General features: G+C 48.1%; 27 protein-coding genes. 8 read left to right on the top strand and 19 right to left on the bottom strand.

What is annotated here, in order from left to right:
- Nucleotides 1-5: 5 nt before the first annotated feature.
- Entirely contained in the window at nt 6-818 is an 813-nt protein-coding gene (gene mutM / locus CWI78_RS05910; RefSeq protein ID WP_126781190.1) for a bifunctional DNA-formamidopyrimidine glycosylase/DNA-(apurinic or apyrimidinic site) lyase, read from the top strand.
- Between the two features lies 1 nt (nt 819).
- On the opposite strand, the gene bioH is transcribed toward mutM, so the two are convergent.
- Complete coding sequence (gene bioH, locus CWI78_RS05905; protein WP_126781189.1) at nt 820-1,587, bottom strand: pimeloyl-ACP methyl ester esterase BioH; 768 nt, start codon at nt 1,585-1,587, stop codon at nt 820-822.
- Nucleotides 1,588-1,624: 37 nt separating this feature from the next.
- Between bioH and CWI78_RS05900 the strand changes: the two genes are divergently transcribed.
- From CWI78_RS05900 to CWI78_RS05890, 3 genes are all read left to right on the top strand, one after another.
- The gene (locus CWI78_RS05900) at nt 1,625-2,314 is read left to right on the top strand and encodes a ComF family protein (RefSeq protein WP_126781187.1); all 690 of its coding nucleotides are present in this window, start codon (nt 1,625-1,627) and stop codon (nt 2,312-2,314) included.
- Between the two features lie 71 nt (nt 2,315-2,385).
- Nucleotides 2,386-2,964 carry a Fe-S biogenesis protein NfuA gene (gene nfuA, locus CWI78_RS05895; protein ID WP_126781185.1) on the top strand — a complete coding sequence of 193 codons (579 nt, stop codon included), beginning with the start codon at nt 2,386-2,388 and terminating at the stop codon, nt 2,962-2,964.
- A gap of 115 nt (nt 2,965-3,079) precedes the next feature.
- Complete coding sequence (locus tag CWI78_RS05890) at nt 3,080-4,471, top strand: DUF4397 domain-containing protein (RefSeq protein WP_126781183.1); 1,392 nt, start codon at nt 3,080-3,082, stop codon at nt 4,469-4,471.
- Here the strand turns inward: CWI78_RS05890 and CWI78_RS05885 are convergent.
- Nucleotides 4,443-5,765: an MATE family efflux transporter gene (locus CWI78_RS05885; protein ID WP_126781181.1), complete on the bottom strand. Its 1,323-nt coding sequence runs from the start codon at nt 5,763-5,765 to the stop codon at nt 4,443-4,445. The two genes, CWI78_RS05890 and CWI78_RS05885, sit on opposite strands and share 29 nt — an antisense overlap.
- Before the next feature lie 57 nt (nt 5,766-5,822).
- On the opposite strand from CWI78_RS05885, the gene CWI78_RS05880 reads away from it, so the two are divergent.
- On the top strand, nt 5,823-6,908 hold the full coding sequence (locus tag CWI78_RS05880) for a polysaccharide deacetylase family protein (RefSeq protein WP_126781180.1): 1,086 nt from the start codon (nt 5,823-5,825) through the stop codon (nt 6,906-6,908).
- Here CWI78_RS05880 and CWI78_RS05875 read toward each other — a convergent pair.
- The 5 genes from CWI78_RS05875 to CWI78_RS05855 are packed head-to-tail and all read right to left on the bottom strand — an operon-like array spanning nt 6,905 to nt 10,739.
- Nucleotides 6,905-7,519 carry an SCO family protein gene (locus tag CWI78_RS05875; RefSeq protein WP_126781178.1) on the bottom strand — a complete coding sequence of 205 codons (615 nt, stop codon included), beginning with the start codon at nt 7,517-7,519 and terminating at the stop codon, nt 6,905-6,907. The two genes, CWI78_RS05880 and CWI78_RS05875, sit on opposite strands and share 4 nt — an antisense overlap.
- A gap of 12 nt (nt 7,520-7,531) precedes the next feature.
- The gene (cyoE, locus tag CWI78_RS05870; protein WP_126781176.1) at nt 7,532-8,428 is read right to left on the bottom strand and encodes a heme o synthase; all 897 of its coding nucleotides are present in this window, start codon (nt 8,426-8,428) and stop codon (nt 7,532-7,534) included.
- 13 nt (nt 8,429-8,441) lie between these two features.
- Entirely contained in the window at nt 8,442-9,431 is a 990-nt protein-coding gene (locus CWI78_RS05865; protein WP_126781174.1) for a COX15/CtaA family protein, read from the bottom strand.
- A 10-nt stretch (nt 9,432-9,441) separates the two neighbouring features.
- Complete coding sequence (locus tag CWI78_RS05860; protein ID WP_126781172.1) at nt 9,442-9,987, bottom strand: hypothetical protein; 546 nt, start codon at nt 9,985-9,987, stop codon at nt 9,442-9,444.
- Nucleotides 9,984-10,739 (bottom strand): SURF1 family protein, encoded by a 756-nt coding sequence (locus CWI78_RS05855; protein ID WP_126781170.1) that lies wholly within the window; start codon nt 10,737-10,739, stop codon nt 9,984-9,986. Before CWI78_RS05855 ends, CWI78_RS05860 begins: the two co-directional genes overlap by 4 nt.
- On the opposite strand from CWI78_RS05855, the gene CWI78_RS05850 reads away from it, so the two are divergent.
- Nucleotides 10,717-10,932, top strand: a complete 216-nt coding sequence (locus tag CWI78_RS05850; protein WP_126781168.1) for a DUF2909 domain-containing protein — start codon at nt 10,717-10,719, stop codon at nt 10,930-10,932. The genes CWI78_RS05855 and CWI78_RS05850 overlap by 23 nt on opposite strands.
- Nucleotides 10,933-10,947: 15 nt before the next feature.
- Here the strand turns inward: CWI78_RS05850 and CWI78_RS05845 are convergent, their stop codons facing one another.
- From CWI78_RS05845 to lexA, 6 genes are all read right to left on the bottom strand, one after another.
- Complete coding sequence (locus CWI78_RS05845; RefSeq protein ID WP_126781166.1) at nt 10,948-11,823, bottom strand: cytochrome c oxidase subunit 3; 876 nt, start codon at nt 11,821-11,823, stop codon at nt 10,948-10,950.
- Between the two features lie 12 nt (nt 11,824-11,835).
- Nucleotides 11,836-12,405, bottom strand: coding sequence for a cytochrome c oxidase assembly protein (locus CWI78_RS05840; protein WP_126781164.1), 570 nt, complete (start codon nt 12,403-12,405; stop codon nt 11,836-11,838).
- Between the two features lie 6 nt (nt 12,406-12,411).
- Nucleotides 12,412-13,998: a cytochrome c oxidase subunit I gene (ctaD, locus tag CWI78_RS05835; RefSeq protein WP_126781163.1), complete on the bottom strand. Its 1,587-nt coding sequence runs from the start codon at nt 13,996-13,998 to the stop codon at nt 12,412-12,414.
- A gap of 10 nt (nt 13,999-14,008) precedes the next feature.
- Nucleotides 14,009-15,130 carry a cytochrome c oxidase subunit II gene (gene coxB, locus CWI78_RS05830; protein WP_126781699.1) on the bottom strand — a complete coding sequence of 374 codons (1,122 nt, stop codon included), beginning with the start codon at nt 15,128-15,130 and terminating at the stop codon, nt 14,009-14,011.
- A gap of 304 nt (nt 15,131-15,434) precedes the next feature.
- Nucleotides 15,435-15,872: an SOS-response cell division inhibitor gene (locus tag CWI78_RS05825; RefSeq protein WP_126781161.1), complete on the bottom strand. Its 438-nt coding sequence runs from the start codon at nt 15,870-15,872 to the stop codon at nt 15,435-15,437.
- Nucleotides 15,869-16,486 (bottom strand): transcriptional repressor LexA, encoded by a 618-nt coding sequence (lexA, locus tag CWI78_RS05820; protein ID WP_126781159.1) that lies wholly within the window; start codon nt 16,484-16,486, stop codon nt 15,869-15,871. Before lexA ends, CWI78_RS05825 begins: the two co-directional genes overlap by 4 nt.
- Nucleotides 16,487-16,617: 131 nt before the next feature.
- On the opposite strand from lexA, the gene plsB reads away from it, so the two are divergent.
- Nucleotides 16,618-19,110 carry a glycerol-3-phosphate 1-O-acyltransferase PlsB gene (gene plsB, locus CWI78_RS05815; RefSeq protein WP_126781158.1) on the top strand — a complete coding sequence of 831 codons (2,493 nt, stop codon included), beginning with the start codon at nt 16,618-16,620 and terminating at the stop codon, nt 19,108-19,110.
- Here plsB and ubiA read toward each other — a convergent pair.
- Together ubiA and CWI78_RS05805 are read right to left on the bottom strand one after the other, a co-directional pair.
- Nucleotides 19,098-19,949 carry a 4-hydroxybenzoate octaprenyltransferase gene (gene ubiA / locus CWI78_RS05810; protein ID WP_126781156.1) on the bottom strand — a complete coding sequence of 284 codons (852 nt, stop codon included), beginning with the start codon at nt 19,947-19,949 and terminating at the stop codon, nt 19,098-19,100. The two genes, plsB and ubiA, sit on opposite strands and share 13 nt — an antisense overlap.
- A gap of 11 nt (nt 19,950-19,960) precedes the next feature.
- Entirely contained in the window at nt 19,961-20,533 is a 573-nt protein-coding gene (locus CWI78_RS05805) for a chorismate--pyruvate lyase family protein (protein WP_126781154.1), read from the bottom strand.
- Between the two features lie 78 nt (nt 20,534-20,611).
- On the opposite strand from CWI78_RS05805, the gene CWI78_RS05800 reads away from it, so the two are divergent.
- Entirely contained in the window at nt 20,612-21,010 is a 399-nt protein-coding gene (locus tag CWI78_RS05800) for a flagellar basal body-associated protein FliL (protein WP_126781152.1), read from the top strand.
- Here CWI78_RS05800 and CWI78_RS05795 read toward each other — a convergent pair.
- The 4 genes from CWI78_RS05795 to CWI78_RS05780 are packed head-to-tail and all read right to left on the bottom strand — an operon-like array spanning nt 21,004 to nt 24,383.
- On the bottom strand, nt 21,004-21,822 hold the full coding sequence (locus tag CWI78_RS05795) for a rhomboid family intramembrane serine protease (protein WP_126781150.1): 819 nt from the start codon (nt 21,820-21,822) through the stop codon (nt 21,004-21,006). The genes CWI78_RS05800 and CWI78_RS05795 overlap by 7 nt on opposite strands.
- 3 nt (nt 21,823-21,825) lie before the next feature.
- Nucleotides 21,826-22,149: a thiosulfate sulfurtransferase GlpE gene (gene glpE, locus CWI78_RS05790; RefSeq protein ID WP_126781148.1), complete on the bottom strand. Its 324-nt coding sequence runs from the start codon at nt 22,147-22,149 to the stop codon at nt 21,826-21,828.
- Nucleotides 22,150-22,156: 7 nt separating this feature from the next.
- Nucleotides 22,157-23,182, bottom strand: coding sequence for an L-threonine 3-dehydrogenase (gene tdh, locus CWI78_RS05785; RefSeq protein ID WP_126781146.1), 1,026 nt, complete (start codon nt 23,180-23,182; stop codon nt 22,157-22,159).
- Nucleotides 23,183-23,192: 10 nt separating this feature from the next.
- On the bottom strand, nt 23,193-24,383 hold the full coding sequence (locus CWI78_RS05780) for a glycine C-acetyltransferase (protein WP_126781144.1): 1,191 nt from the start codon (nt 24,381-24,383) through the stop codon (nt 23,193-23,195).
- Between the last annotated feature and the right edge of the window lie 159 nt (nt 24,384-24,542).

The raw sequence follows: 24,542 nt of genomic DNA, 5'->3' as shown, positions 1-24,542 counted from the left end.
AGATTATGCCGGAATTACCCGAAGTTGAAGTCAGCCGTTTAGGCATATCTCCGCACATTGAAGGCCGTAAAATTAAGGCGGTTCATGTTCATGATAAGCGTCTTCGTTGGCCAGTGCCGGAAACGGTACACCAGGTTGAAGGGCATGTGCTGCGTTCGGTCAGCCGCCGTTCAAAGTATTTGTTACTGCAGACCGACAACGGTTGTTTGATCCTCCACCTTGGCATGTCCGGCAAGCTTAGAGTGGTGCCTGCTGAAACTGGTCATTATAAGCACGATCATATCGATATCGAGTTTGATAATGGGCAGACCTTACGTTTAAACGACCCGCGTCGTTTTGGTGCTTTGCTTTACAGTGAAACGGATGTGGCTGGGCATAATCTACTGAAACAGCTTGGCCCGGAACCATTAACGGAAGCCTTTCATGTCGACTATTTGTTTGAACGTTCACGCGGGCGTTCGCAGTCGGTAAAGACCTTTATTATGGACAACAAAATTGTGGTGGGTGTCGGCAATATCTACGCTAACGAAGCACTGTTTAAGGCGGGCATTAATCCCAAGCGGGCGGCTGGTAAAATAAGTAAAGCGCGCTATCAAAAGTTGGTGCCACTGATAAAAGAGACACTGACAAGCGCAATAGAACAGGGCGGAACCACTTTAAAAGACTTTACCCAGGTCGATGGTAACCCCGGTTATTTCGCTCAGAAGCTTCAGGTTTACGGGCGCGGCGGTAAGCTTTGTATGGTATGTAGTACTCGTCTAAAAGAAGTTCGTCTGGGCCAACGCAGTACGGTGTACTGTACCCAGTGCCAGCGTTAGTTTACTGCTTCAGTGCTCTTAGTAATTCACTGACAAAACGTTCCGGTTCGGAAATAAACGGAGCGTGTGAGCTTTTGTTAAAGACTACCGCTTTTGATTTAGGTGTCAGGGTCGAAATACTATCAATAGCGCGCTCCGGAACCAGACTGTCTAATCGTCCGTAAAAGCGGTTAAAGGGCATTTCAATTTTTGACAGTTGCGGACGTAAATCCGCAGTCTGCAAAATGGTTAATGCCTGTTTTAGCACGCCGGGGTTAGGCATGGGTTTGGTAAATATCAACTGTCTGACCTGCTTGACTTGCTCTCGTGCGTCCTCACTTCCCATGGCCTGGATTGCTAAAAAACGCTCAATGGTTTTTTTAAAGTTGCGGTCTAATTGTTGCTGAAATTGCTCCAGTACATTGGGTTGAATACCTGACCAGCTGTCACTTTCGACGAAGTGAGGTGAGGAAGCAACGGTATTTAGCGACAGTACTCGTTCAGGATGCTCGAGCGCAATCTGTGTCGCAATCAGTCCTCCCAACGACCAGCCCATTAAATGAAAACGCTGGGGCAGAGCCGGCATGATTTGCTCAACGAAAGTCTCCAGTGACACGTCGTTTTCTGATAACCAGGTAGAGTCACCAAAGCCAGGTAAGTCGAGACAGTGGAGTTGAAAATACTGGCTCAACGCCGGTACTACCGGTTGCCAGATATTCGCATTCATTCCCCAACCATGGAGTACAACAAAAGGCGTTCCTGTACCACAGCACATTACCGAAAGGCTCACTATACTACCTGTCCCGAGTTCATGATTAAGGGATGCTATGCTAGCGTTTTTACGCCGTCTCGCCAATGCTTTTGAATTGGGTACGTGCTGGAGTTGTGGCTATTCCTGCGTTGGCGCCAACAGCCTATGTCGTGATTGCGATAATGCATTACCTCGCTGGTATCCGCGTTGCTGCCAGCACCTTTCGGATATCGAGCAACATATATCGGAAGGACAACGGCTATGTCGTTATTGGTATGGCGCATTGCGCTGGGAGCCGCAGGTACAACAACTGATCACCTTGTTTAAATTCCGCAATAAGGCGGAGTTAGCCCCGTTACTGGCTAATCAATTGGCAGCTCATTTATTGCTGTGCTACCGCGAACAAGCGTTGCCGGACTGTATTGTTGCTGTGCCTATGACTCAGCAAGCCTGGCGTAGGCGAGGGTTTCATCAAACGGCATTATTGGCTCGTTACTTGTCTGCCGCGCTAAAGATTCCTTATATCAATGGCGGTTTGCGTAAAATACGTTCTGTACCGATGCAACATATGACTTCGCAGTCATCGCGATGGGACAACAGTCGCCGCAGTCAGTTGGCGCTCAAGGACTTTAGTGGTTGCACGGTAGCGGTTGTCGATGACGTGCTCAGTACCGGAGCCACCATGATGGCAGCCGCTGATGCGCTTTACAAAAAAGGAGCTAAAGCGGTGGATGCGTGGGCGGTTGTCTATAACCAACACGACTAGAAACTGAAGGGTATCTCGGTTACACTATACCTTAGTAATTTACTCAGGTATAAGCCGTGAGGTCAGTATTTATGATTCGTATTTCAGAAGCAGCGCAGTCCCACTTTAAGAAGCTCTTAGCCGACCAACCCGACGGCACGTGTATTCGTGTGTTTGTGGTTAACCCGGGTATGGCTAATGCAGAGTGTGGTGTTTCTTATTGTCCACCAGATTCTGTTGAACCGGACGACGAGCGTCTGCCGTTTAACGGTTTTGATGCGGTGGTTGATTCCGGTAGTGCGCCGTTTTTAGAAGACGCTGCTATTGATTTTGAAGAGCAGGAAATGGGCTCTCAGTTAACCCTGAAAGCACCCAACGCTAAAGCACGTAAGGTTGCCGACGACGCGCCGCTAATTGAGCGGGTTGAGTATGTGATTCAGGCCGAAATTAATCCACAGCTGGCAAGCCACGGTGGTCAGGTTATGGTTGCAGAAATTACCGATGACGGCGTCGCTATTCTGCAATTTGGCGGTGGTTGTAATGGTTGCAGCATGATCGATGTCACGTTGAAAAACGGCATTGAGAAAGAGTTGCTTGAGCGCTTCCCGGAAGAAGTGAACGGGGTTCGTGATATTACTGATCATGAGCACGGAGAGCACTCGTACTACTAGACCTTTCGACTATACAACTTGGTATTGTTCGATTTTTTAATGTTAAAAATATGTGATCCCTTGCACGATCTTATCTCGTAACGATATTTGCCTAATCAATACGAGGATTTCAATTATGCAAGGGATCAAAAAACTGGGTGTCCTAGCGACATCACTTCTACTTATCACTGGTTGTGACTGGTTTGACAGCGATAGTGACACTGACAATACTACCACACCACCTCCTGAAGCTGAATCAAGCTTTGTACGGGTACATCATACTTCAGCTGATTCGCCCAACGTTAATGTCTTAGCAGGTGAAACCGCATTATTAGAAAATGTGCCTTACCATACGTCTTCCGGCATTCTCGAAGTTGACGCTGGCGACTATGATATTACGGTTCAGGGCATTCTTCCTGATGACAGTACCGTTGATGCCATTGGTCCTGCCTCATTAACTTTTTCAGCCGATACGCGTTATGAAGTTTTTGCTGTGGGTCAATTGGCGGACGAATCTTTAGAGCCGTTAATTCTCTCAAACCCGGTATCGGATGTAGCCGCAGGTGAAAGCCGTATCCAAGTGGTGCATGCTGCCTACGATGCACCAACCGTTGATGTTTACCTAACGGCTCCGGATGCGGATCTAAGTGCTGCATCGCCTACCCTAACACTTGCTTACGGTGAAGACAGTGGTCAGGTGGATGTTGAAACCGGTGACTACCGCATTCGTTTAACCGGTGCTGGTGATGATGCTGTTGTCTATGATTCGGGAACTGTGAGCCTGGCTGATGGTGGTGATTACATTATTGCCGCAACCAATAATGTCGCAGCAAACTCTGCTAATTCACCGGTCACTTTGCAAATCAGTGATGGTGAGTCGACTACGTTAGTGAATGACGCAGATGCTGGTGCCGATGTTCGTGTGGTGCATGCCGTAGCAGATGCGCCTAATGTCGATGTGACATTGAATGATGCTGCAGAAGCCCAAGTCCAAGACTTGCCTTTCCAGAATGCAACGGGTTACCTGAATCTGGAAGCCGCTGAGTACAGCGTTGACGTTGCTGCGGCGGGTGGCGATCCGGTGGTTATCGAAGATGCCGCTCTTGCTGTAGAAAACGCAATGAGCTATTCAGTTTATGCGGTTGGTGAACTGAGCACTATCGGTTTGCAAGTACTGACTGAAGAACGTCGTCGAGTGACGACTGAAGCTAAAATTCAGTTGGTTCATGCTGCACCAAGCGCCGGTAACGTTGATATCTACGTGACTGAGACTGATGACATCAGTGGCGCAGACGCCGCCTTTACCGATATTCCGTTTGATGCAGAAGGTTTGGTCAGCACGGGCAATGTTGCGTTAACACCGGGTGACTATGTGGTAACGGTAACTGCAACGGGTACGCAGGACATTGCTATCCAGACACCTGTACTGACATTGGAAGGCGGTGGTATCTACACGGCTGTTGCGGTTGACGCAACAGACGGTGGACTTCCTCCCCAGCTTATCCTGATGGATGATTTGGCGAACTAAGATATTTGAGCCAAACTGCCTGGGTAATACCACGCATGAATAAAAAGCCGCTGAGAGCTAACCACAAACCGTGGTTCTCCAGCGGCAATCCTGCCCACCACAAAGGCAAAAAGCCAATCACAGCACTTAGAATCATGGTATTACGCATACCACGACTGAATGACAAGCCAATAAATACGCCATCAAACCAGTAACTCCAGTGCGCCAATAGCGGCAGTACGACTATCCAGGGCAAATAATCTTGAGCAACCTGAATGATCTCTGGAATATCGGTAATAAGACGGATAATGGCATTGCCTGCCAACGCAAAAACCAAGGAATAGACAACGGCAAACAGTGAAGACCAGAGCAAGGTGATTTTGCACCAGTACCGAATTTTATCGTGCCGTTTTTGACCTTTAGCCTGTCCCGCCAAGGCTTCGACCGAATACGCAATGCCGTCCAGCCCCAGTGATATCAACATTAAAAACTGCATTAAAACCGCGTTTACCGCCACCATCGTACTGCCATAACGGGTCGCATAGCCGGTCATTGTGGCCATACACAGCTGCAGTACCAAGCTGCGAATAAAAATGTTGCCGTTAACTCTCAAAAACTGACGCAGTTGCTGAAACTTCAACTGCCAGTGCCGTAAATGCCAGCCCAGAGCGCGTGCCGTCCAGTAGAAACCGATAATAGCGGTCACCCACTCAGCACTAAGCGAAGCCCAGGCAGCCCCTTCTACATTCAGTCCAAAGCCCAGTATCAGTATGACATCCATAACCACATTCACGGCGTTGGTAATTATTACCAGCAGCATGGCTTTGCGGCTGTTTTGGCGGCCTAATAAGACACCCAGGGCTACCAGCGTCATTAGGGAGGCTGGTGCTGACCATAAGCGTATTTCAATGTAGTCGCGGGCGTAGCCTTCAAGTTCGGCGCTCGGTGCTACGACCCACATAGCCAAATCATTAATCCAGGGGCTGGCAATGGCGATTAATACGCCTAAGCCCAGTGCAATGACAATGCCGTTATTAAAGTGCTGGCGCTGCGCCTGTATGTCGTCGGCACCATACGACTGGGCTATGTAGCCGGTTGTTGCCATGCGCAAAAATACCGCCAGTAAATAAATAAAACTGACTACCATGGCACCAATGGCAACAGCCGATAAGTAGATAGCGTTCGGCAAATGACCTATGATGGCAGTATCGACCAGACCGAGAAGTGGTGCAGCAATATTGGAAATAATCATTGGCAGGGCAATCGCAAAAACGCGGCTGTGATCTGACAATGGAAATCCAAACAGCTTGTGCATAAAGCTCCTTAAGAGAATTCGGTTAATGACGGCTTTTATACTTTATCAGGAGTCAGTATGAAGATGTTGAACAAAATGACGTTGAGCGCCGCATCGGGATTATTGCTGGGGTGTTCGCCATTAGCTCAGGCAGGTAGTGCTGACAGTGTGGTGGTGTTGCAATACCATCATGTCAGCAGTTCGACCCCGGCTGTTACCTCTATTGACCCGGAGACGTTTCGTGAGCATCTGCAATACCTGCAGGACAACAACTTCAACGTTATTGATATTACTGTTGCGCGTGAAGCCATTGAAAAAGATAAAGCGCTTCCTGAAAAAGCCGTTGTCATTACCTTCGACGATGGCTACCAGAATGTCTATGAGAACGCTGTAGAGCTTCTGGAGGAGTTTGAAATGCCTTATACGGTGTTCGTTAACCCTGAACTTATGCGTAAGCACAGCGGCCACTACATGGGCTGGGAAGAACTTAAAGAAATTCAGCAGAACGGCGCTACCATTGCTAATCACGGGCAGACTCACGCACACCTTATTCGCAAGCAGGAAGGTGAAAGCGATGACGAGTGGCAGGAGCGCATGCATTACGACGTTGTTACCGCGCAGGAAGCCATTGATGAGAACTTAGGGGAGCAGCAAAAATATTTTGCTTATCCTTATGGTGAGTACAACAACGAATTGCGAGGTTTACTGAATGAATGGGGCTTCCTGGCCTTTGCTCAGCATTCAGGCCCATGGTCCAAATGGAGCGAAGATACTGTTATTACGCGTTTCCCTGCGTCGGGTATCTATGCGAACTTAAATACGTTGAAAGCCAAGTTAAATTCTAAAGCTATGCCGGTACGTACTTACCAACCGGAAGAGCCTTTAGTTGCACATGATAATACAAAACCGACAATTAGCGTAACGCTAGAAGAGGGCGATACCCTTGACGATATGCGTACCGATGCACTGCAATGCTTTGCCGGTAGTTCGGTTTTAAAACCTGAGTGGGAAAGCGATACTCAGTTTAGTGTGACGCTTGAAAAAGACATTAACATTGGGCGCTCACGCATTAACTGTACTGCGCCCAGTGCCTCTGAGTCGCGTTATTATTGGTATTCTGTCGCGCTTATTCGACCCGATCAGTCAGGTAGCTGGCCTGACTAATTGGCGATAATGGCAAAATCTTTTGCCAGTTGTTCCATGTCGACCACCGGTACTTCCCCGCGTTGGTGGTCGGCATTAAATATCGCTTTGCGGTGTCCGTTGGGGTTAACCAGAATAATAGCGGCGCTGTGGTTCACCAGATAATTTTCTTCGCCTTCATCGGGAATCGAATACATTAAACCTAAATCGCGTACGAACGGGAACAGCTCCTTATGTTCGGCTCGAACACCGACAAAGTCATCGCCAAAATAATTTACGTACTGCGTTAAGCGTTCAATATCATCGCGTTTGGGGTCAACTGAAATCATCCAGACTTTAACCGGGTCGGAGGTTTCTTCCTGTAATGCAGGTAGCACACCTTTTAAGTCTGACATGGTGGTTGGACAGATATCAGGACAGAAGGTATAACCGGTAAAGAGCAAGGTCCACTGGCCTTTGAGTGCATCATTTTCAATAGAGCCTTCGGCTGTGCTGTTTAACTCAAACGATTTTAACGCACGAGGGGGCTCGTATATTAAAGCTTCCGGTTTTTCTTCCGGCCAAAAGTTGTAAACTGCGAACCCGGCTGCAAGGGCGATAAGCGCAGCCAGCAGCGTAACGATACGACTCATTTCTTACTCCAGTTATACGTAGTGATCGACCAGTAAAATCACAAACAGCAGCATGAGATGCCAGATAGAAAAGGCAAACATATTAAATGCTGTTTTCTTGCTTGGCGCGTATTTCAGTTTCCAGGCGTAAGCCAGGAAAATCGCGTTAAGCAGACTCACACCTACCAGGTAAATCATGCCGGTCATGCCAATTAAAAAAGGCATAAGACACACCACAGTCAGCAAAATGGTATATAAGAAAATACAGGTTTTGGTGAAGTCGATACCGTGAGTAACCGGCAGCATCGGAATTTCTGCTCGTGCGTAGTCTTTGGCACGATGCACAGCAAGTGCCCAGAAGTGAGGCGGTGTCCAGGTGAAAATGATCATAACTAATAGTACCGCTGGCGCGTTAATCTCGTTAGTCACCGCTGTCCAACCAAGCAATGGTGGCGCAGCACCGGCTAAACCACCAATAACAATATTCTGCGGCGTTGCCCGTTTTAGGAACATTGTGTAGATAACTGCATACCCCACCATACTGGCAAAGGTTAGCCAGGCGGTTAATGGGTTAACCCAGGCATACAGAGTCACAAAACCAATAGCGCCAATTGAGGCTGCAAACACAGTCACTTTTGTGGGTGATAAATTGCCTTGAGGCAGCGGACGGCGCAGTGTACGCGCCATTTTAGCGTCGATATGACGGTCGACCAGGTGATTAATAGCCGCGGCAGCAGCTGACATCAACCCGATGCCGATTAAGGCGGGGACCAGAACATTGAGCGAAACAAGCTCTTCAGTGGCCAGGCACATGCCGACCACTGCGGTCAGTAACAATAGGGCGACGACACGAGGTTTGGTCAGCTCTAGGTAATCTCGCCAGTTAGCGTTGCGCGTTTTTGTTATATTTTTTGTGGCAACGGATTCCATAATGACAACTCCTCTACGCCTTTCTGGACAGGTTATAATTCAACGCGACCAGCGACAGTAACAACAAAGCCCCAGTAGCATTGTGTGCCACTGCATTCCAAAGCGGTAATTGAAAGACCACGTTACTAATACCGAGCAGAATTTGCAAAGACAATAACAAGCCGATAACAAGTAATGAGCGGCGGAAAAAATGCGATTTTGCTTTTCGCCAGCATTTAAAGAGTAAAGCACAAACCACTAAGAAAGTGATAATAGCCCCAACTCGGTGCATCACATGCATGGTCATGCGGTCGTTGTAATCATGCGCACCATACTGGTAGGTATCGGCTTCGGGGATACTGAACGCACCGCTAAAGTCTAGTTGAGAGGTCCAGTCGCCCTCGCAAAAGGGCAGCTCAGTGCAGGCTACGGCGGCATAGTTTGCCGCAACCCAGCCACCTAAAGCGATTTGCGCAATGACAACCAGCAGGGTAAAGAAAGCCAGCCCTCTGTAGCGCCTTAATTCAGGGTCTCCGCCGGCAAGCCGGTATGAAGACAGTCGCAATGAGAGCAAATACAGCAGTGAGATCACTGAAAATCCGCCTAACAGATGGCCCATGACAATCAGCGGCTGCAAATTCATGGTCACTGTCCACATGCCCAATGCAGCCTGAAATATGACTAACCCCAGTAGCAAGGTCGGTAGTTTAACCGGTGTAGGGTAATGGCTGTAGCGACGGCTTTTGACCCAGGCAATGATGGCAATAGCTAGTATGAGCAAGCCTAAGGTGCCGGCAAAGTAGCGGTGAACCATTTCGTTCCAGGCTTTGGCGTGTTCCACAGGCGCATCCGGGAACCTGAGTTCCGCCTGCTGAATGTGCTCCTCCTGCGATGGTACCTTCATGAAACCATAGCAGCCGGGCCAGTCCGGGCAGCCCAAACCTGCTTCAGTCAGTCGGGTAAAAGCGCCAAGAACAATAACGACAAAAGCAAAAAAAACACTAATTTTTACCAATAAACGCATGGCATTTTCCTTACCCAATTCTGGACAATTTAAGCAGTTTACGGAGATCCGCAAGCACATTTTTACCTTCCGCAATCATCTGCTCTTTATCCAGGTGCGTTGGGTAATACAGCATGACGTTGTGCATTGGGTCGATAATAAACACGGTGTTATCAGGTAGCTCACTCAGTTGTTCAATCAGTTGCGGTGTGATCATTTGCGTAATATGTGGCGCACTGTGATTAAAGTTGGTTTTTTCGGCTTCACTTTGATGCAGAACTACCGGTGTCAGACGCTCGGTGTCTTTACCAATAGCAACGTCGACTTGGTTCATTACGTACAAGGTATTTTCGCAGATTGCCTCACAATTTTGTGGTGCAATATAGCCAATTTGCCAACCTTCAGGTAGCTGGTCAGCTTCCTGATTTAAAGTAATAGGGGGCTGCAGTAAGGTGCCTTTATTGGTACCCGCCTCATACCAGTCTTGCGACAGAATCAGCCAGGCAGCCAACACGGGAATAATAAAAGCAACGAAAACGATAATAATAGCGCGTCGAGAGCGATTCAGGGAGCTCATCGGGTCTCCTCTTTTTTTGGTTGTTTATTCAGTTTTATAACAGCAAATAGAAAAATCACCAAGCAGGCAACGGCCAGCGAGAACCACTGAACAGCGTAACCCTGATGTTTTTCCGGTGACATCACCTGAGGTTGCCAGTCGCGCTGCCAACCCATAGCTTCTGGTGACTCAAGTAAAAACGTGTAATCGGTTAACGACATACCAAGTTGCTTTGCTATGGCGTGTGGCTGAAATTCTTGTACCCGAATTTTGTTATCGGCTAAATCTGTTTCGTAAGTGTTATTAACAAACTGATTATCTGAAGGAAAGTAAAGAAAGCCGGTTAAATCATGCTTCCCTGTGGGCAGCTCCACTTCTGGTAATTCTTGCCGCGAAGCCGGGGCCGGTAACCATCCCATATTAACCGGAACATAATTTTCAGACATTGCTTGCGGTTGGAACAAGGCAATCACCTGATAACCAACGGTGCCTTCTTCAATCTGATTATCCAGTAAAAATACGGGCTTTGGAACAAACTCGCCGCTCATCTGAACATAGCGAAAGCGATCTGTTTTGGGAGATATTTGGTGCAGCTGGCTAAACTCGCTTGCTTCACCCTTTAATTGTTGCTGCTCGTAATCGCTGAACAGCTGACGTTTTTGCTCAGCCCGTTCAAGCTGCCAAAAACCTAACTTGACCAATACCACAATTGCCAGCAGAGTAACTAACGTAGCGACAAGAGGAAAACGTATGTTGGTCTTTTTTAAAATCATTATTGTACTGCTGCTTGTTTATATGGTGGTGAATTTATTCCGGGCAATGTTCAGTATGCTACGGAATGATCCGAACAAGCCACCGATGTCCCATTATCTGGGAAAACGAGTGGGAGTAGCCGCCGTTATCTTTGTGATACTGATAGCGGCGACTGCCAGTGGTTTCTTACCTTTAAATCCACGCCCCTACTAAACGGGGCGTTTTTTCTTACAGAACGTACACCACCACAAACAGACATAACCAAACGACATCAACAAAGTGCCAGTACCAACTGGTCGCCTGAAAGGCAAAGTGGTTATCTGGTGTGAAATGGCCTTTTATAACACGCAGGAACATGACAATCAGCATGACGGTTCCCAATGTTACGTGCATACCGTGAAACCCGGTCAGCATGTAAAAGGTGTTACCGTATATACCGGAGTCAAGTGCCAAGCCAAGCTCTTCGTAGGCGTGAACGTATTCTGCACCCTGTAAGTACAGGAAGATACAACCCAGGATAATAGTAATACCCAGCATGGCTGTTAGCTGTTTACGTTTATTTTGTTCTAAACCTGTATGGGCAAAATGGCAGGTTACCGAGCTGATTAACAGAATAATGGTGTTAATAGCAGGCAAACCATACCAACCCATAGCCTGAGTTTCAGTTCCACCCGGGGTATTCACCAGTGGCCACTGAGCCACAAACTCTGGCCACAAGACTTCGTTAGTCATGGCGTTGTTGCTGTCACCGCCGAGCCATTGAACGGCTATAATACGAGCGTAAAAAAGCGCACCAAAGAAAGCCGCAAAGAACATGACCTCGGAAAAAATAAACCAGCTCATCCCTTGCTTGTAAGAATCGCCTAGCTGACTACTGTATTTGCCACTCATGGATTCGTTAATTTGGTCGCGAAACCAACCAAAGAGCATAACTGCGATAACAACTAAACCAGCGATTAATACAGTACTGCCGTAACCATCCTGCTCTTTACTCATGTCGATAACGGTGTGTCCCGCGCCCCAGGCAATTAAGCCTAATCCAACTGCACCAACAATTGGCCAGGGACTGGAAGCAGGAACATAATAACTCTGTTGTTCTGCCATAACGTCGTTTCCTTATTCTGTTTTTAACAGCTGAGCCATTTGCTCAGCCGACGTATTGGCTGTCATATCGTACAGCGTGTATGACAGGGTAAATGTTGTAATATGATCAGGAATATCCGGATCTAAATAAAACTGCATGGGCATTTCTGCATCAGAACCCGCGGCTAAAGGCTGTTGATTAAAGCAGAAGCACTCAACCTTATTGAGGTACAGTGACGCTTCAGCCGGTGCAACCGATGGGATAGCCTGTGCAACCATATTGGAAGAGGTTGGGTTCGACGCCAAAAAGTTAACCACCTTGACCTCACCGGGATGAATCTTGACTTGTTTGATCGATGGTTCAAATTTCCACGGAATGCCTTTGGCATTCCGCGTTATAAACTGCACCGTAACCGTCCGAGACTCATCGACTTCCACCTCTTGATAAACCGCGGCTTCATTGCTGGTACGGCCGTTAAAGCCAGTGACTTCACAAAATACATCGTAAAGCGGTACCAGCGCGAAACCGAAGGCAAACATCCCGGCGACTGTCAGTAACAGTCGCTTAACCAGAATGCTGTTGTCAGGGCGCTGATCAGACATAAGTCATCACTCCACTTTCGGCGGTTTTTCGAAGGTGTGATAAGGCGCTGGTGATGGAACAGTCCACTCCAGTCCTTCTGCACCTTCCCATGGCTTAGCTTCTGCTTTCTCGCCACCTTTGACACATTTGATTGCCACCCAAAGGAAGATTAACTGCGACAAGCCGAAGGCAAAACCACCAATACTGGCTATCTGATTAATATCCGCAAACTGTGTGGCGTAATCAGGAATACGCCGCGGCATACCTGCCAGCCCTGCAAAGTGCATTGGGAAGAACAGCACGTTAACGGAAATAAGCGACGTCCAGAAATGGGTCTTCGCCAGTGTGGTGTCGTACATATGACCTGTCCATTTTGGTAGCCAGTAATACGAGGCTGCCATGATGGAGAAAATCGCACCTGTCACCAGAACATAATGAAAGTGAGCCACTACGAAATACGTATCGTGATACTGGAAATCGACTGGCGTAATCGCCAGCATCAAGCCGGAGAAACCACCAATGGTAAACAGAATAACGAACGCCAGGGCGAACAACATGGGTGTTTCAAAGGTCATTGAGCCTCGCCACATGGTGGCAACCCAGTTAAAGATTTTAACCCCGGTAGGTACCGCAATGAGCATCGTGCAATACATGAAGAAGAGCTCAGCAAATACTGGCATACCGGTAGTGAACATATGGTGAGCCCACACCAGGAAGGACAGTAAGGCAATGGCTGCCGTGGCGTAAACCATGGAGGCGTAACCAAAGAGCCGTTTTCGGGTAAAGGCCGGAATAATGGCTGAGATAATACCAAAGGACGGCAAAATCATAATGTAAACTTCCGGATGCCCAAAGAACCAGAAAATATGCTGGAACATAACCGGGTCGCCACCGCCGGCGGCATCAAAGAAGCTGGTGCCAAAGTATTTATCGGTCAGTACCATGGTCACTGCACCGGCCAGTACCGGCATAACCGCAATAAGCAGAAAAGCCGTAATGAACCAGGTCCACACAAACAATGGCATTTTCATGTAATTCATACCCGGTGCGCGCATATTCATGATAGTGACTATCACGTTAATGGCACCCATGATGGATGAAATACCCATAATATGTATTGCAAACACGAACAACGCGGTTGAGTCCGAGCTGTAAGTGGTAGATAGCGGTGCATAAAAAGTCCAGCCGAAAGCAGGGCCGCCACCTTCCATAAATAATGAACCCAAAAGAATGACGAAAGCAAAAGGTAAAATCCAGAAGCTCCAGTTATTCATTCGTGGCAGCGCCATGTCCGGCGCACCAATCATCATTGGGATCATCCAGTTAGCAAGCCCGGTAAAGGCCGGCATAACCGCGCCGAAGACCATAATAAGTCCATGGACTGTGGTCATTTGGTTAAAGAAATGAGGATCAACCAATTGCAAGCCTGGTTGGAACAATTCCGCGCGGATAACCATCGCCATGGCACCGCCGGTTAAAAACATAATGAAACTAAACCACAAATACATTGAGCCAATGTCTTTGTGGTTAGTGGTAAACAGCCAGCGACCAATACCGTACGGCTTGTGATCGTGGTGTGTGTCGTGATGTGTCTCTTCCACTGCAGTGCTCATCACCGTCTCCTTATTGATTCATGACTTCGTTAATGTCGGCGGCCTGAATCAGGTCTCCGGTTTCGTTACCCCAGGCGTTACGCTCGTAGGTGATAACGGCGGCTAACTCGCGCATTGAAAGCTGGCTTCCAAAGGCTTGCATGGCCGATCCGGTAACGCCGTTAACGACGATGTCGATGTGTTTGTCCTTGGCTTCAGGGTCTACAGAAACGCCGGAACCGGCAAGTGCCGGGAATACGCCGTCCACGCCTTGACCATTAGCCTGGTGACAAGCTGCACAGGTGCTGTTGTAAACTTTTTCACCGAGATCCATCAGTTCGTCTTCTGACATCTCCATGGCGAGCAGCTCTTGCTCACGCTCACGCGCTGCCTGCTGCTCCGCTTCCTTCTCGGTAATCCATTTTTCGTACTCAGCAGGTTCTTTTGCTATAACAACGATTGGCATGAAGCCATGATCTTTCCCGCAAAGCTCGGCGCACTGCCCGCGATAGATGCCAGGCTCGTCGACTTTAGTCCAGGTTTCATTAATAAAGCCCGGGTTAGCATCTTTTTTAACGGCAAAGTCAGGAACCCACCAACTATGAATAACGTCGTCTGAAGTGACCAGGAAGCGAACTTTCTTTCCGGTTGGAATAACCAACGGACGATCCACTTCCAGCAAGTAGTTTTCGCCTTTCTCAAATTTATTATCGATTTGTTCTTGTCGAGTGGCTAAACGACTGAAGTATTCCACTTCGTTTTCAAAGTATTTGTAGTGCCATTTCCATTGCGAACCGGTTACCTGCACCGTGACATCGGCATCGGAAGTGTCTTCCATTGCAATTAAGGTAGTGGTTGCAGGTATGGCCATACCGACCAGAATGAGCAAAGGCACAATCGTCCAGGCAATTTCAACTTTGACGTTCTCGTGGAAATTTGCAGGGTTCGGATTTTTCGACTTCCGGTGCCGGATCATCGAAATAAACATGAGACCGAATACAACCACACCAATTACACAGCAAATGTAAAAGATTATCATGTGGAGATCGTAAACCCGGTTACTCACTTCAGTGACACCTTGGGTCAAATTGAGACGCGACTGAGCAGCAGCCGGCAGACTCGTTAGCGCCAATAGTGCCCACAAAGGCTTCATTTTCACGTGGCTTCTCCTCTTATTCTTCAATGAGACCGCAAAGCAAGTTTTGCTAGCCTGAATTAGAAGAACAAAGAGGTAAGCAGAAAAAGGAACAGCTTCTCCCCAGAAATCACTTTCTCTACTGACTCTTTGTTGTAGTTATCGTTGTTATATTATTTTTATAGTCGGGTAGTGCATTTATTAACGAATTTACACCCAAAGATCCAGATCAAATCAAACAAACGCACAAAAAATAAGCGGATCTGTTAAAAAAAGGCTGCAAAAGCAGCCTTGGGGGATAAAACACACAAACAAGGTGGGATTAATGCAGGTGGGATGTCAGTGTGTTTTTATCAAACAGAAAATACTGTGTTTCGCTCAATTTACTGGCCATTTTGGCACGTTGCCAGGTACGGTTCGAAACAGAGTCGAGATAACCGATAACTATACTGCTGGTACCGGCCAGCAAAGCCTGCTCCAGCGCCCATTCGCAGCGTTCAGCTGAGTGGCTGCGTAACCAGCGGATCTGAGATTCGGCGACACCGCAAGCAATCAGTTGTTGAATCACGTTTTTGTCCCCGCCAATAACCGTTACCCACTGACTGGGTTTTTGCTGCAAAGCCTGTTGCACAACGGGAGACAGGTTGTCAACATCGATTGAGTCATGAGTGCTTTTTGCCTCTAACTGGAACGATGGCGCTGCACTTTCAGCAGTCCATAGGCCCGGGTGATGTAATTTATTCTGATATTGAGTTTTCATAAGGTCGCTCCGTTTCTGATCACACCTACCGCCAGTCCTTCAATCGCAAAAACTTGGTCGGCCAGGTTGACAGTAATGGTCGAGAATTCTTCATTTTCGGGATGAAGCAAAATAGTTTTTCCGCGTTGTTCAAAACGCTTTACAGTGACTTCGTCTTCAACACGGGCAACAACAATTTGTCCGTTTCGGGCTTGCTCTGTTTTATGCACAGCCAGTAAGTCACCGTCTAAAATTCCAATATCTCTCATGCTCATGCCGTTAACTTTAAGCAAAAAGCTGGCGGCAGGGTGAAACAGGGACTCGTCTACTTTGTAGTGGCCTTCAACGTGCTGTTCCGCCAACAAGGGTTCACCTGCTGCAACCTGGCCTATTAAAGGAAGGCCTTCGGCGATATCGTAGTCATCGGCAATAAGACGGATGCCGCGCGACATGCCGGGAAGTATCTCAATAACGCCTTTACGCGCTAACGCCTTGAGGTGCTCCTCTGCGGAGTTTGCAGAACGGAAGCCTAACTTATGGGCAATTTCGGCGCGTGTTGGTGGCATACCGGTCGCGTGTAAATTATCCTTAATAAGCTCAAGAATTTCAGATTGTCTTGGTGTTAACGGGCGCATAATGTACCTGTTTATTTGTACAGTGATACTGTGAGTATATACAGGTAAAACGATTTCGCAAGTAATTTCTTGAACGACATTTTTAAACGAAGTTGGTATCCTGTCATTCTGTTTAAAACAGAGGTCTCTCTATGAAAGGAATAAGCCGCTTTTTTCCAGTCTTTAAATATCCGTTGCGCTGGCTAACGCGATTTCAGGAAATTTGGGACGGTACAGAAGAAGAACATTCAGCAACCGTTGGCAAGCCGGTTGTTTATGTGATGCGTTCAACTTCAAAGGCGGATCTATCCATTTTGCAGCGGGCGGCGTTAAAGCGCGGCTTGCCTGACCCTGTTGAACCTCTTGCGGTGAATGGAAAATCCTATAGTCGCATCATGTATCTGGAAGAATTGGCTAACGATGCTTCGGAACAGACAGTTTCTGAGTTCCATCAGCTGCTGACATTGCATAAAGACAATACTAAATTAGATGTTCAATTGATACCGGCTGGTGTTTTCTGGGGGCGTCAGGCAGGACAAGAGGCTCATGCAGGTAATGCCATGACGGGTGACTTGGAGAACCCGGGCCACTGGCGTAAATTCTGGCTCATTTTATTTTCTGGTCGACAGGTGCTGGTGCGCTTTTCACGTGCCGTTAGCCTGGGCACGATGGCGAATGACCACGGTACTGACATGCGTATTGCGCATAAATTGGCGCGCGTAGCGCGAGTTCATTTCGTGCGTATGCGGCACGCAGTTGCAGGGCCTAAATTGAGCCAGAGAAAAGAGCTGATGTCGGCATTAATCAATACACCGGCGTTAAAGAAAGCGGTACTAGATGAAGCGAAAGGCAAAAAGATCAGTGAAGAAGCGGCTCGTAAACGCGCTTTGTCTTATATCGATGAAATAGCGGCCAATTATAATTCAACCCTGATTCGGGTGTTGGATCGCTTTATGACCTGGATGTGGAACCGGATATACAACGGTATTCATGTCAAAGGCGGCGATACCATTCGTCAACTAGCGCAGCAAGGGCACGAAGTCATCTATGTGCCCTGCCATCGCAGCCACATGGATTACCTGCTGCTAAGCTATGTCATTTATAAAGAAGGCCTGGTTCCGCCACACATTGCCGCAGGCGTGAATCTTAACTTTTTCCCGGTGGGCGGTATTTTTCGTCGTGGCGGCGCCTTTTTTATCCGTCGCAGTTTCCGCGGTAACAAGCTCTACTCAGCGGTATTTCGTGAGTACTTGTGTTGGTTATTCCAAAAAGGCTATCCGGTAGAGTATTTCAGTGAGGGCGGGCGCTCCAGAACCGGGCGCTTACTACCACCTAAAACCGGAATGTTAGCCATGACGGTACAGGGCATGCTTCGCGACCAGCAACGCCCGGTATCGTTGGTACCAGTGTACCTTGGTTACGAGCATATTATGGAAGTGGCGACTTATCTTAAAGAGCTTAAAGGTAAGGATAAGGAGAAAGAGTCCGTCTTTCAGATTCTAAAGACAGTGGCCAAACTTCGGAATTTTGGACAGGGATTTGTGACATTTGGCCAGCCGGTAAATTTGAAACATTATTTAGATAAAGCCGCGCCTAACTGGCATGAGTCTGTTACCCGGGGCGCACAGGAACCCGAGCGGCCCGGCTGGTTAAACCCGGTTGTTAGTGGGCTAGCCGAGCAGGTTATGCAGGGCATCAACGATTCGGCTGCGGCAAACAGCGTTAACTTAACGGCGCTGGCGTTATTAAGCTCTGAGCATCACGCGCTAATGAAAGAAGAGCTACTGGCCCAGTTAGATGTTTACCTTGGAGTTCTGCGGGAAGTGCCTTACAGCAATATGGTCAGTATTCCTGAAGAAAGTCCTGAAGAGCTGTGGCAACAGGCGTTGCGTACGGATAAGTTTACCGTCAGCAGCGATACCATGGGTGAGGTTGTTTCGCTGGAACATATGTCAGCCATCGCTATGACGTACTATCGAAATAACATTCTTCACATGATGGTGGTGCCGGGCATAGCCGCCTCCATTATTATGGCGAAGAAGAAAGTGAGCGTGGCTGAAATTGCCGCGCGGACGCAGGCTATTTATCCGTCTTTGAAAGCTGAATTGTATTTAAGCCACGACGTTGATGATTTGCCGCTCTGGATTGAAGCCATAGCGGAGGAACTGACGCGACAGAAATTGATTACACTGGAAGACGGAATTTGTACTATTGCTCAACGGGAAAGCGCTGAGTGGTATCGGTTACGGTTATTGGCTAACAGTGCCAGTGAAACTCTTCAGCGTTACTGTATTGTGCTGGAACTGCTACAACAGGCGCAACCTATTATGCGTGCCGATCTGGAGAAACAGTCAATTACACTGGCAGAGCGGCTAAGTTCAATTCATGGCATTGATGCGCCGGAGTTTTACGATAAGAAAGTGATGTCGACACTCATTGCCAGCTTAAAACAGCAAGGTTTTGTTGAAATTAATGACGATGGTCAGCAAATTGCCGCACAACCAGTAGGTGAGCTCAGCGATCAGGTCGATGAACTCATTGATGGGCCGGTATTACAAACCATTCGTCAGTCAGTTGAGCAGTTTGTACAGCAGCTTAAGGAGCAAGCTGAAAGCAAACCGGCTAAGAGTGATCAGAACCAATAATGCACGGCTAAGCCAATAGCGAAGACCATGCCAACGTAATGATTATGCAGAAAAGCCCGGAAGCACTTTCCGGGCTCCCTTTCACGTATCAACCAGTGTTGGTAACCGAATAACGCAGACACCACCACTAAAGCCAGCCAGACCCAAGGCTCAGCATTTATCAGATAAAGCACCCAGGCCAGTAGCGCTAACGTGACTAACTGCATAATACCAATGGCCAGACGGTCAAAACGGCCAAATAAAATGGCGGTGCTTTGCAGACCTATTTGCAGGTCATCTTCACGATCTGCCATGGCGTATTCGGTATCGTAGGCCACGGTCCAGATAACATTAGCAAGAAACAGCAAGCCGGCAATGAACCACTGTTCGGATTCCAGCGCTGTAAAAGCCATTAAGATGCCGAAGCTGAAGGCAATTCCCAGGACAATTTGCGGTAAATGCGTCCAGCGTTTGCAAAATGGGTACAGTGCGGCGACACCGGCAGCCAAAAAGCTCAGCATCACCGTTTGTGTGTTCAACTGCATAACCAGTGCGAAGGCAATAGCCAACAAGGCGATAAAGCCGATCATGGCTTCCGTAGCCGATATTTTTCCGGCTGGAATCGGGCGTTGTCGGGTACGGCGCACATGGCCATCAAAATTGCGATCGGCAAAGTCGTTAATCACGCATCCGGCAGAGCGCATCACAAAGGTGCCCAGCAAAAATATCACCACAATTCGCAGCGGTGGTTCGCCAGCACCGGCTATCATTAGCGCCCAGAGAGTTGGCCAGGCAAGTAGGTAGGTACCAATGGGTCTGTCGGCCCGCATTAACTGCCAAAAAGCGACTAACTTTTGCATGATAATTCCTTTTATAGTGACGAAGGATAAAGTGACGACGGCTCCATAAAAATTTCACTCACTAAGAGTTGTTCACCGCTGGTTGAAAACATTCTCCGGCGGCCGAGCAAAGCCCGTTGCTGTTGAAACCATTGATGATTTAACCGTGCAACTGCATGCTCCGAATGCACCTTTGCGATTTCAATGGGGCCGCAATGTAAATCTTCGCGGGCGAACAATGACTCACCAAGTGACTGATTTCCCAGTTTTTGCAAATTCAGCGTGTCCGAACTTTCGGCGCTAGGCAAAAACAGGCTGCGCGCAAAAACCCATGGCCGCTCATTACAGTATAGTAGAACTTCACGAACAACGGCCTGGCCATGATGGTTTAATCTTTTGCTTTCTTCTGTATGCGGATCAAGCAATTGCTGACCAAGTAGTTTAACGGAAAATTGCTCACCTACTTGTTTTAACCGTTGGGTCAGAGAACCTTCGTAAAGCAGCCAGTCGGCTTGTTCCGGGGTTAAGTCCAGTTGTTGTGGTGGCACCCAATGCAGCGTTTCGCTTACGGGAAAAGCTGGGGTAGCATAAAACTCTGTTGTCATTTGTGTTGGCGTTATTAAGCTCTGTCGCTATGATAGCAGAGAGAATTTAATTGAACAGCAATCGGGCCGGGTAGGGCTATGAAACTTCTGATAACAGTATTCGCAAGTATTTTTCTTTGGCTTAGCAGTGTACCTGGCGCATCAGCACAGGATGTTGCCTACTATGGTTTTGAGCCGGACATCACCACCAATTACCTGAAAGAGGGTAATGATTATCGGCTGGGGTTTATCCGTGTTGCGGTTGAAGTGATGGTGCCTGACCCGAGCTACATTAGTGTGGTAGAGCACCATGCGCCATTGTTGCGTAACGCTTTTGTTTCCATTTTAAGTACGGCAACAGAACGCCAGGTCAGAACCATGACCGGGCGTGATCAGTTGCGCTTAAAGTGTGTGGAAAGAGCAAAGGAGTTAATGCAGCAGGAAACCGGTAATCCGGTTATCCGGGATGTTATTTTTACCAAATATATTTATCAGTAAAGTCGCCGCATTTTAGGGTTTAACCAACGCACCACAAAGCCTGCAAAGCAGCCGGAAAGTAACCCGGCTAAGTGGGCTTCATTCGCCACATTCACCCACAGCATGTCGGTGTAGCCAATAACCAGCCACAGCAGCATAAAAATGATCAGCCCCGGCGGCAGATAAAGTGGAGTTGGGCGGTTAAAGCTGTATATCCAGCAGAAACCGAGTAAGCCATAAACCACACCGGACAGACCACCAAAGTTAGGCCCGTTGAACAGGTATTGGATAACGTTCGCAGTAATCCCGCAGAATAACAGCAGTGCCAGTAACCAGGGTATACCCAGAGAGCGCTCAATACGTCCACCCAGATACCACCACCAAAATACGTTAAACACCAGATGCAGTAGCGTAAAGTGCATGAGAATGGGAGTCACAAAGCGCCAGGGCTGGTCATAAGGCAGGGCGGCAAAGTACCGGCTAATTTTTAGCGTATCCAGAACGGTTTCGGGGTACATCTGAACCGCGGCAAACACCAGCAGTGTCAGTACCGCAACAATACGCGTGAGCCATCCACTTTGTTTCAGCAAACTAAAAGACAAAGAGGTCGAATGCGATGCCATTTTTTCCTTTGCCGGCTCAGCGGCTAATTCCGGGTTATCTTTAAACTGTTGAATCAGCGTTTTCGCAGCAGCTTCATAGCTGCTTTGATGTAACCACAATTCCAATTGCTCACCGCGTTCTGTAACGCTGACTGGCATGCCTTGCTGACGTAAATACTGATACAGTTTGTGCATCCAGTCTGAGTCACGGCTGCTGAGCAATCGTCGCATGGTTTAACTCCTGTCGGTGTGTTCAGGAAAAGACATGGACCACGCGGTGTAGCCGCCGTCCATGCTGTGCACATCGGTGAAGCCGTTGCCCGCTATGTAGTCAGCAGCGCCCTGACTGCTAATGCCGTGATAGCAAACCACAATGACTTTTTGGTTTTTATCAACCGAACTCAGGAACTGTGGCAGGTTGCTGTTATCCAGATGCTGGGAGCCCGGAATGTGTCCCGCAGCAAAAGACTGCGGGTCACGGATATCAACAAAGACTGCCTCGCCATTTTGCCAATGCTCAACGGCGATAGGTAATTCCATTAGCTGATAGTTGCTCATCTATTCGTTAATCCCAGTTCAGTATGACTTTGCCAGATTGACCTGAAATCATGGTTTCAAAGCCTTTCTCATAGTCATCAATAGGCATTTCGTGCGTCAAGATAGGTGAAATATCCAGTCCTGACTGCAGTAAGCTGGCCATTTTGTACCAGGTTTCAAACATCTCACGGCCGTAAATGCCTTTAATGACCAAGCCTTTAAAAATAACCTGGTTCCAGTCAATGGCGACATTTTCCGGCGGAATGCCGAGCATGGCGATTTTGCCGCCGTGATTCATGGCTTCCAGCATTTGTGAGAACGCTGACGGTACACCTGACATTTCCAGACCGACATCAAAGCCTTCTTTCATCCCCAGTTCGGTCATAACGTCTGACAACTTTTCTTTACTGACGTCCACTGCGCGGGTCACACCCATTTTACGGGCTAAGTCCAGACGGTATTCGTTGACGTCGGTAATAACCACGTGGCGTGCGCCAACGTGACGGGCAACGGCTGCTGCCATAATACCAATTGGACCGGCACCGGTAATCAGCACGTCTTCACCCACTAAGTCGAATGCCAGAGCGGTATGAACGGCGTTGCCGAAGGGGTCAAATACCGCCGCCATCTCGTCAGTGACATCGTCTGGCAGTTTGAAGGCGTTCTCAGCCGGTAATGCTAAGTATTCGGCAAAAGCGCCCGGACGGTTTACGCCCACGCCATAGGTATTACGGCATAAGTGACGACGGCCAGCACGGCAGTTACGGCAGTGACCACAGGTAATGTGGCCTTCGCCGGAAACGCGGTCACCAATTTCAAAGCCGCGAACGCCTTCGCCCATAGCGGCAACTTCACCAACATACTCGTGGCCGACCACCATAGGCACCGGAATGGTTTTTTGCGACCAGTCGTCCCATTTGTAAATGTGAACATCGGTACCACAAATAGCGGTTTTCTTTATTTTAATCAGTAAATCGTTGTAGCCGCACTCAGGTTTCTCAACGTCCGTCATCCAGATGCCGGGTTTTGCGTGCAGTTTTGACAAAGCTTTCATTCTTTACTCCTTAAATCAAACCCAGCTCTTTACCTATGCGGGTAAAGGCGTCAATGGTGCGATCCAGTTGTTCGCGTGTGTGTGCCGCAGACATCTGCGTGCGGATACGGGCTTTGCCCTTAGGAACGACAGGGAAAGAAAAGCCGATCACATAAATATCTTCTTCTAACAGACGGTCTGACATTTCTGAGGCCAGTTTGGCATCGCCTACCATTACCGGGATAATGGCGTGGTCTGCGCCGCTCAAAGTAAAGCCTGCGTTAGTCATTTGCTCACGGAAGTAGCTCGCATTTTCCCACAGCTGGCTGCGCAGCTCATGGCCTTCGGCCAGCATATCCAGTACACGAATCGATGCCTGCACAATGGCTGGCGCTACTGAGTTAGAAAACAGGTAAGGGCGTGAACGCTGACGTAGCCAGTCAATCACTTCTTTTTTACCTGAAGTATAACCACCAGAGGCACCGCCCAGCGCTTTACCCAAGGTGCCGGTGATAATATCAACACGATCAATAACGTCGCAGTATTCATGCGTGCCTTTACCATTTTCGCCAAGGAAGCCGGTGGCGTGGCAGTCGTCCATCATGACCAGCGCATCGTATTTGTCGGCTAAGTCGCAAACGCCTTTTAAGTCGGCAATAACGCCATCCATAGAAAAGACACCGTCGGTAGCTATTAACTTGTGACGTGCACCGTCTGCGTCAGCTTGTTTTAACTGCGCTTCTAAATCTTCCAGGTTATTGTTTTTGTAGCGGTAGCGCTTAGCTTTACTTAAGCGGATACCATCAATGATGCTGGCATGGTTCAGTTCGTCACTGATAATGGCGTCTTCCGGGCCCATAATGGTTTCAAACAAACCGCCGTTGGCATCAAAACAAGAAGAATACAAAATGGTATCTTCCGTACCCAAAAACTCGCTCAGTTTTTGTTCCAGCGTTTTGTGAATGTCCTGAGTACCACAAATAAAACGGACAGAGGCCGTACCGAAGCCATGTTCGTCCAGGCCTTGTTTTGCGGCTTTAATTAAGTCCGGGTGGTTCGCCAGCCCCAGGTAGTTGTTGGCGCAGAAGTTGAGTACCTTGCGGTCATTTACTGTAATTTCAGAGCTTTGGTCCGAACTGATAATACGTTCTTTCTTGTACAGGCCTTCGGCTTTGGTTTCGGCCAGTTGGTCGGCCAATTGCTGATAAAAGGCTGAGCTCATATTTTACTCCACTATTAAAAAACGTCAGTTACCATCTAGTTTACTGATGTTAGTCGCAACTCGCATCCTTAATTTGAATATCGGGCTTTTGTTTGGTGTGCACTTGCGTGTACTCTTTACTGAAAACTAGAAAAGGCTCAATAACGGTTTAGGAGACTC

The sequence above is a fragment of the Idiomarina ramblicola genome (assembly GCF_003987255.1).
GTDB classification, from domain to species: Bacteria; Pseudomonadota; Gammaproteobacteria; order Enterobacterales; family Alteromonadaceae; genus Idiomarina; species Idiomarina ramblicola.
This window is presented reverse-complemented; position numbering and strand designations above follow the sequence as displayed.

Coding starts and splice junctions, on each gene's coding strand:
- CWI78_RS05780 (WP_126781144.1), bottom strand. CDS start 24,383: ATGAGCTCAGCCTTTTATCAGCAATTGGCCGACCAACTGGCCGAAACC.
- coxB (WP_126781699.1), bottom strand. CDS start 15,130: ATGAAGCCTTTGTGGGCACTATTGGCGCTAACGAGTCTGCCGGCTGCT.
- CWI78_RS05840 (WP_126781164.1), bottom strand. CDS start 12,405: ATGTCTGATCAGCGCCCTGACAACAGCATTCTGGTTAAGCGACTGTTA.
- CWI78_RS05875 (WP_126781178.1), bottom strand. CDS start 7,519: ATGAGTCGTATCGTTACGCTGCTGGCTGCGCTTATCGCCCTTGCAGCC.
- CWI78_RS05825 (WP_126781161.1), bottom strand. CDS start 15,872: ATGAAAACTCAATATCAGAATAAATTACATCACCCGGGCCTATGGACT.
- CWI78_RS05800 (WP_126781152.1), top strand. CDS start 20,612: ATGAAACTTCTGATAACAGTATTCGCAAGTATTTTTCTTTGGCTTAGC.
- CWI78_RS05885 (WP_126781181.1), bottom strand. CDS start 5,765: ATGCACAAGCTGTTTGGATTTCCATTGTCAGATCACAGCCGCGTTTTT.
- glpE (WP_126781148.1), bottom strand. CDS start 22,149: ATGAGCAACTATCAGCTAATGGAATTACCTATCGCCGTTGAGCATTGG.
- plsB (WP_126781158.1), top strand. CDS start 16,618: ATGAAAGGAATAAGCCGCTTTTTTCCAGTCTTTAAATATCCGTTGCGC.
- CWI78_RS05855 (WP_126781170.1), bottom strand. CDS start 10,739: ATGATTTTAAAAAAGACCAACATACGTTTTCCTCTTGTCGCTACGTTA.
- cyoE (WP_126781176.1), bottom strand. CDS start 8,428: ATGGAATCCGTTGCCACAAAAAATATAACAAAAACGCGCAACGCTAAC.
- CWI78_RS05845 (WP_126781166.1), bottom strand. CDS start 11,823: ATGGCAGAACAACAGAGTTATTATGTTCCTGCTTCCAGTCCCTGGCCA.
- CWI78_RS05805 (WP_126781154.1), bottom strand. CDS start 20,533: ATGACAACAGAGTTTTATGCTACCCCAGCTTTTCCCGTAAGCGAAACG.
- CWI78_RS05890 (WP_126781183.1), top strand. CDS start 3,080: ATGCAAGGGATCAAAAAACTGGGTGTCCTAGCGACATCACTTCTACTT.
- lexA (WP_126781159.1), bottom strand. CDS start 16,486: ATGCGCCCGTTAACACCAAGACAATCTGAAATTCTTGAGCTTATTAAG.
- CWI78_RS05860 (WP_126781172.1), bottom strand. CDS start 9,987: ATGAGCTCCCTGAATCGCTCTCGACGCGCTATTATTATCGTTTTCGTT.
- CWI78_RS05865 (WP_126781174.1), bottom strand. CDS start 9,431: ATGCGTTTATTGGTAAAAATTAGTGTTTTTTTTGCTTTTGTCGTTATT.
- mutM (WP_126781190.1), top strand. CDS start 6: ATGCCGGAATTACCCGAAGTTGAAGTCAGCCGTTTAGGCATATCTCCG.
- CWI78_RS05795 (WP_126781150.1), bottom strand. CDS start 21,822: ATGCGACGATTGCTCAGCAGCCGTGACTCAGACTGGATGCACAAACTG.
- ctaD (WP_126781163.1), bottom strand. CDS start 13,998: ATGAGCACTGCAGTGGAAGAGACACATCACGACACACACCACGATCAC.
- nfuA (WP_126781185.1), top strand. CDS start 2,386: ATGATTCGTATTTCAGAAGCAGCGCAGTCCCACTTTAAGAAGCTCTTA.
- CWI78_RS05850 (WP_126781168.1), top strand. CDS start 10,717: ATGTTGGTCTTTTTTAAAATCATTATTGTACTGCTGCTTGTTTATATG.
- CWI78_RS05900 (WP_126781187.1), top strand. CDS start 1,625: ATGCTAGCGTTTTTACGCCGTCTCGCCAATGCTTTTGAATTGGGTACG.
- ubiA (WP_126781156.1), bottom strand. CDS start 19,949: ATGCAAAAGTTAGTCGCTTTTTGGCAGTTAATGCGGGCCGACAGACCC.
- tdh (WP_126781146.1), bottom strand. CDS start 23,182: ATGAAAGCTTTGTCAAAACTGCACGCAAAACCCGGCATCTGGATGACG.
- CWI78_RS05880 (WP_126781180.1), top strand. CDS start 5,823: ATGAAGATGTTGAACAAAATGACGTTGAGCGCCGCATCGGGATTATTG.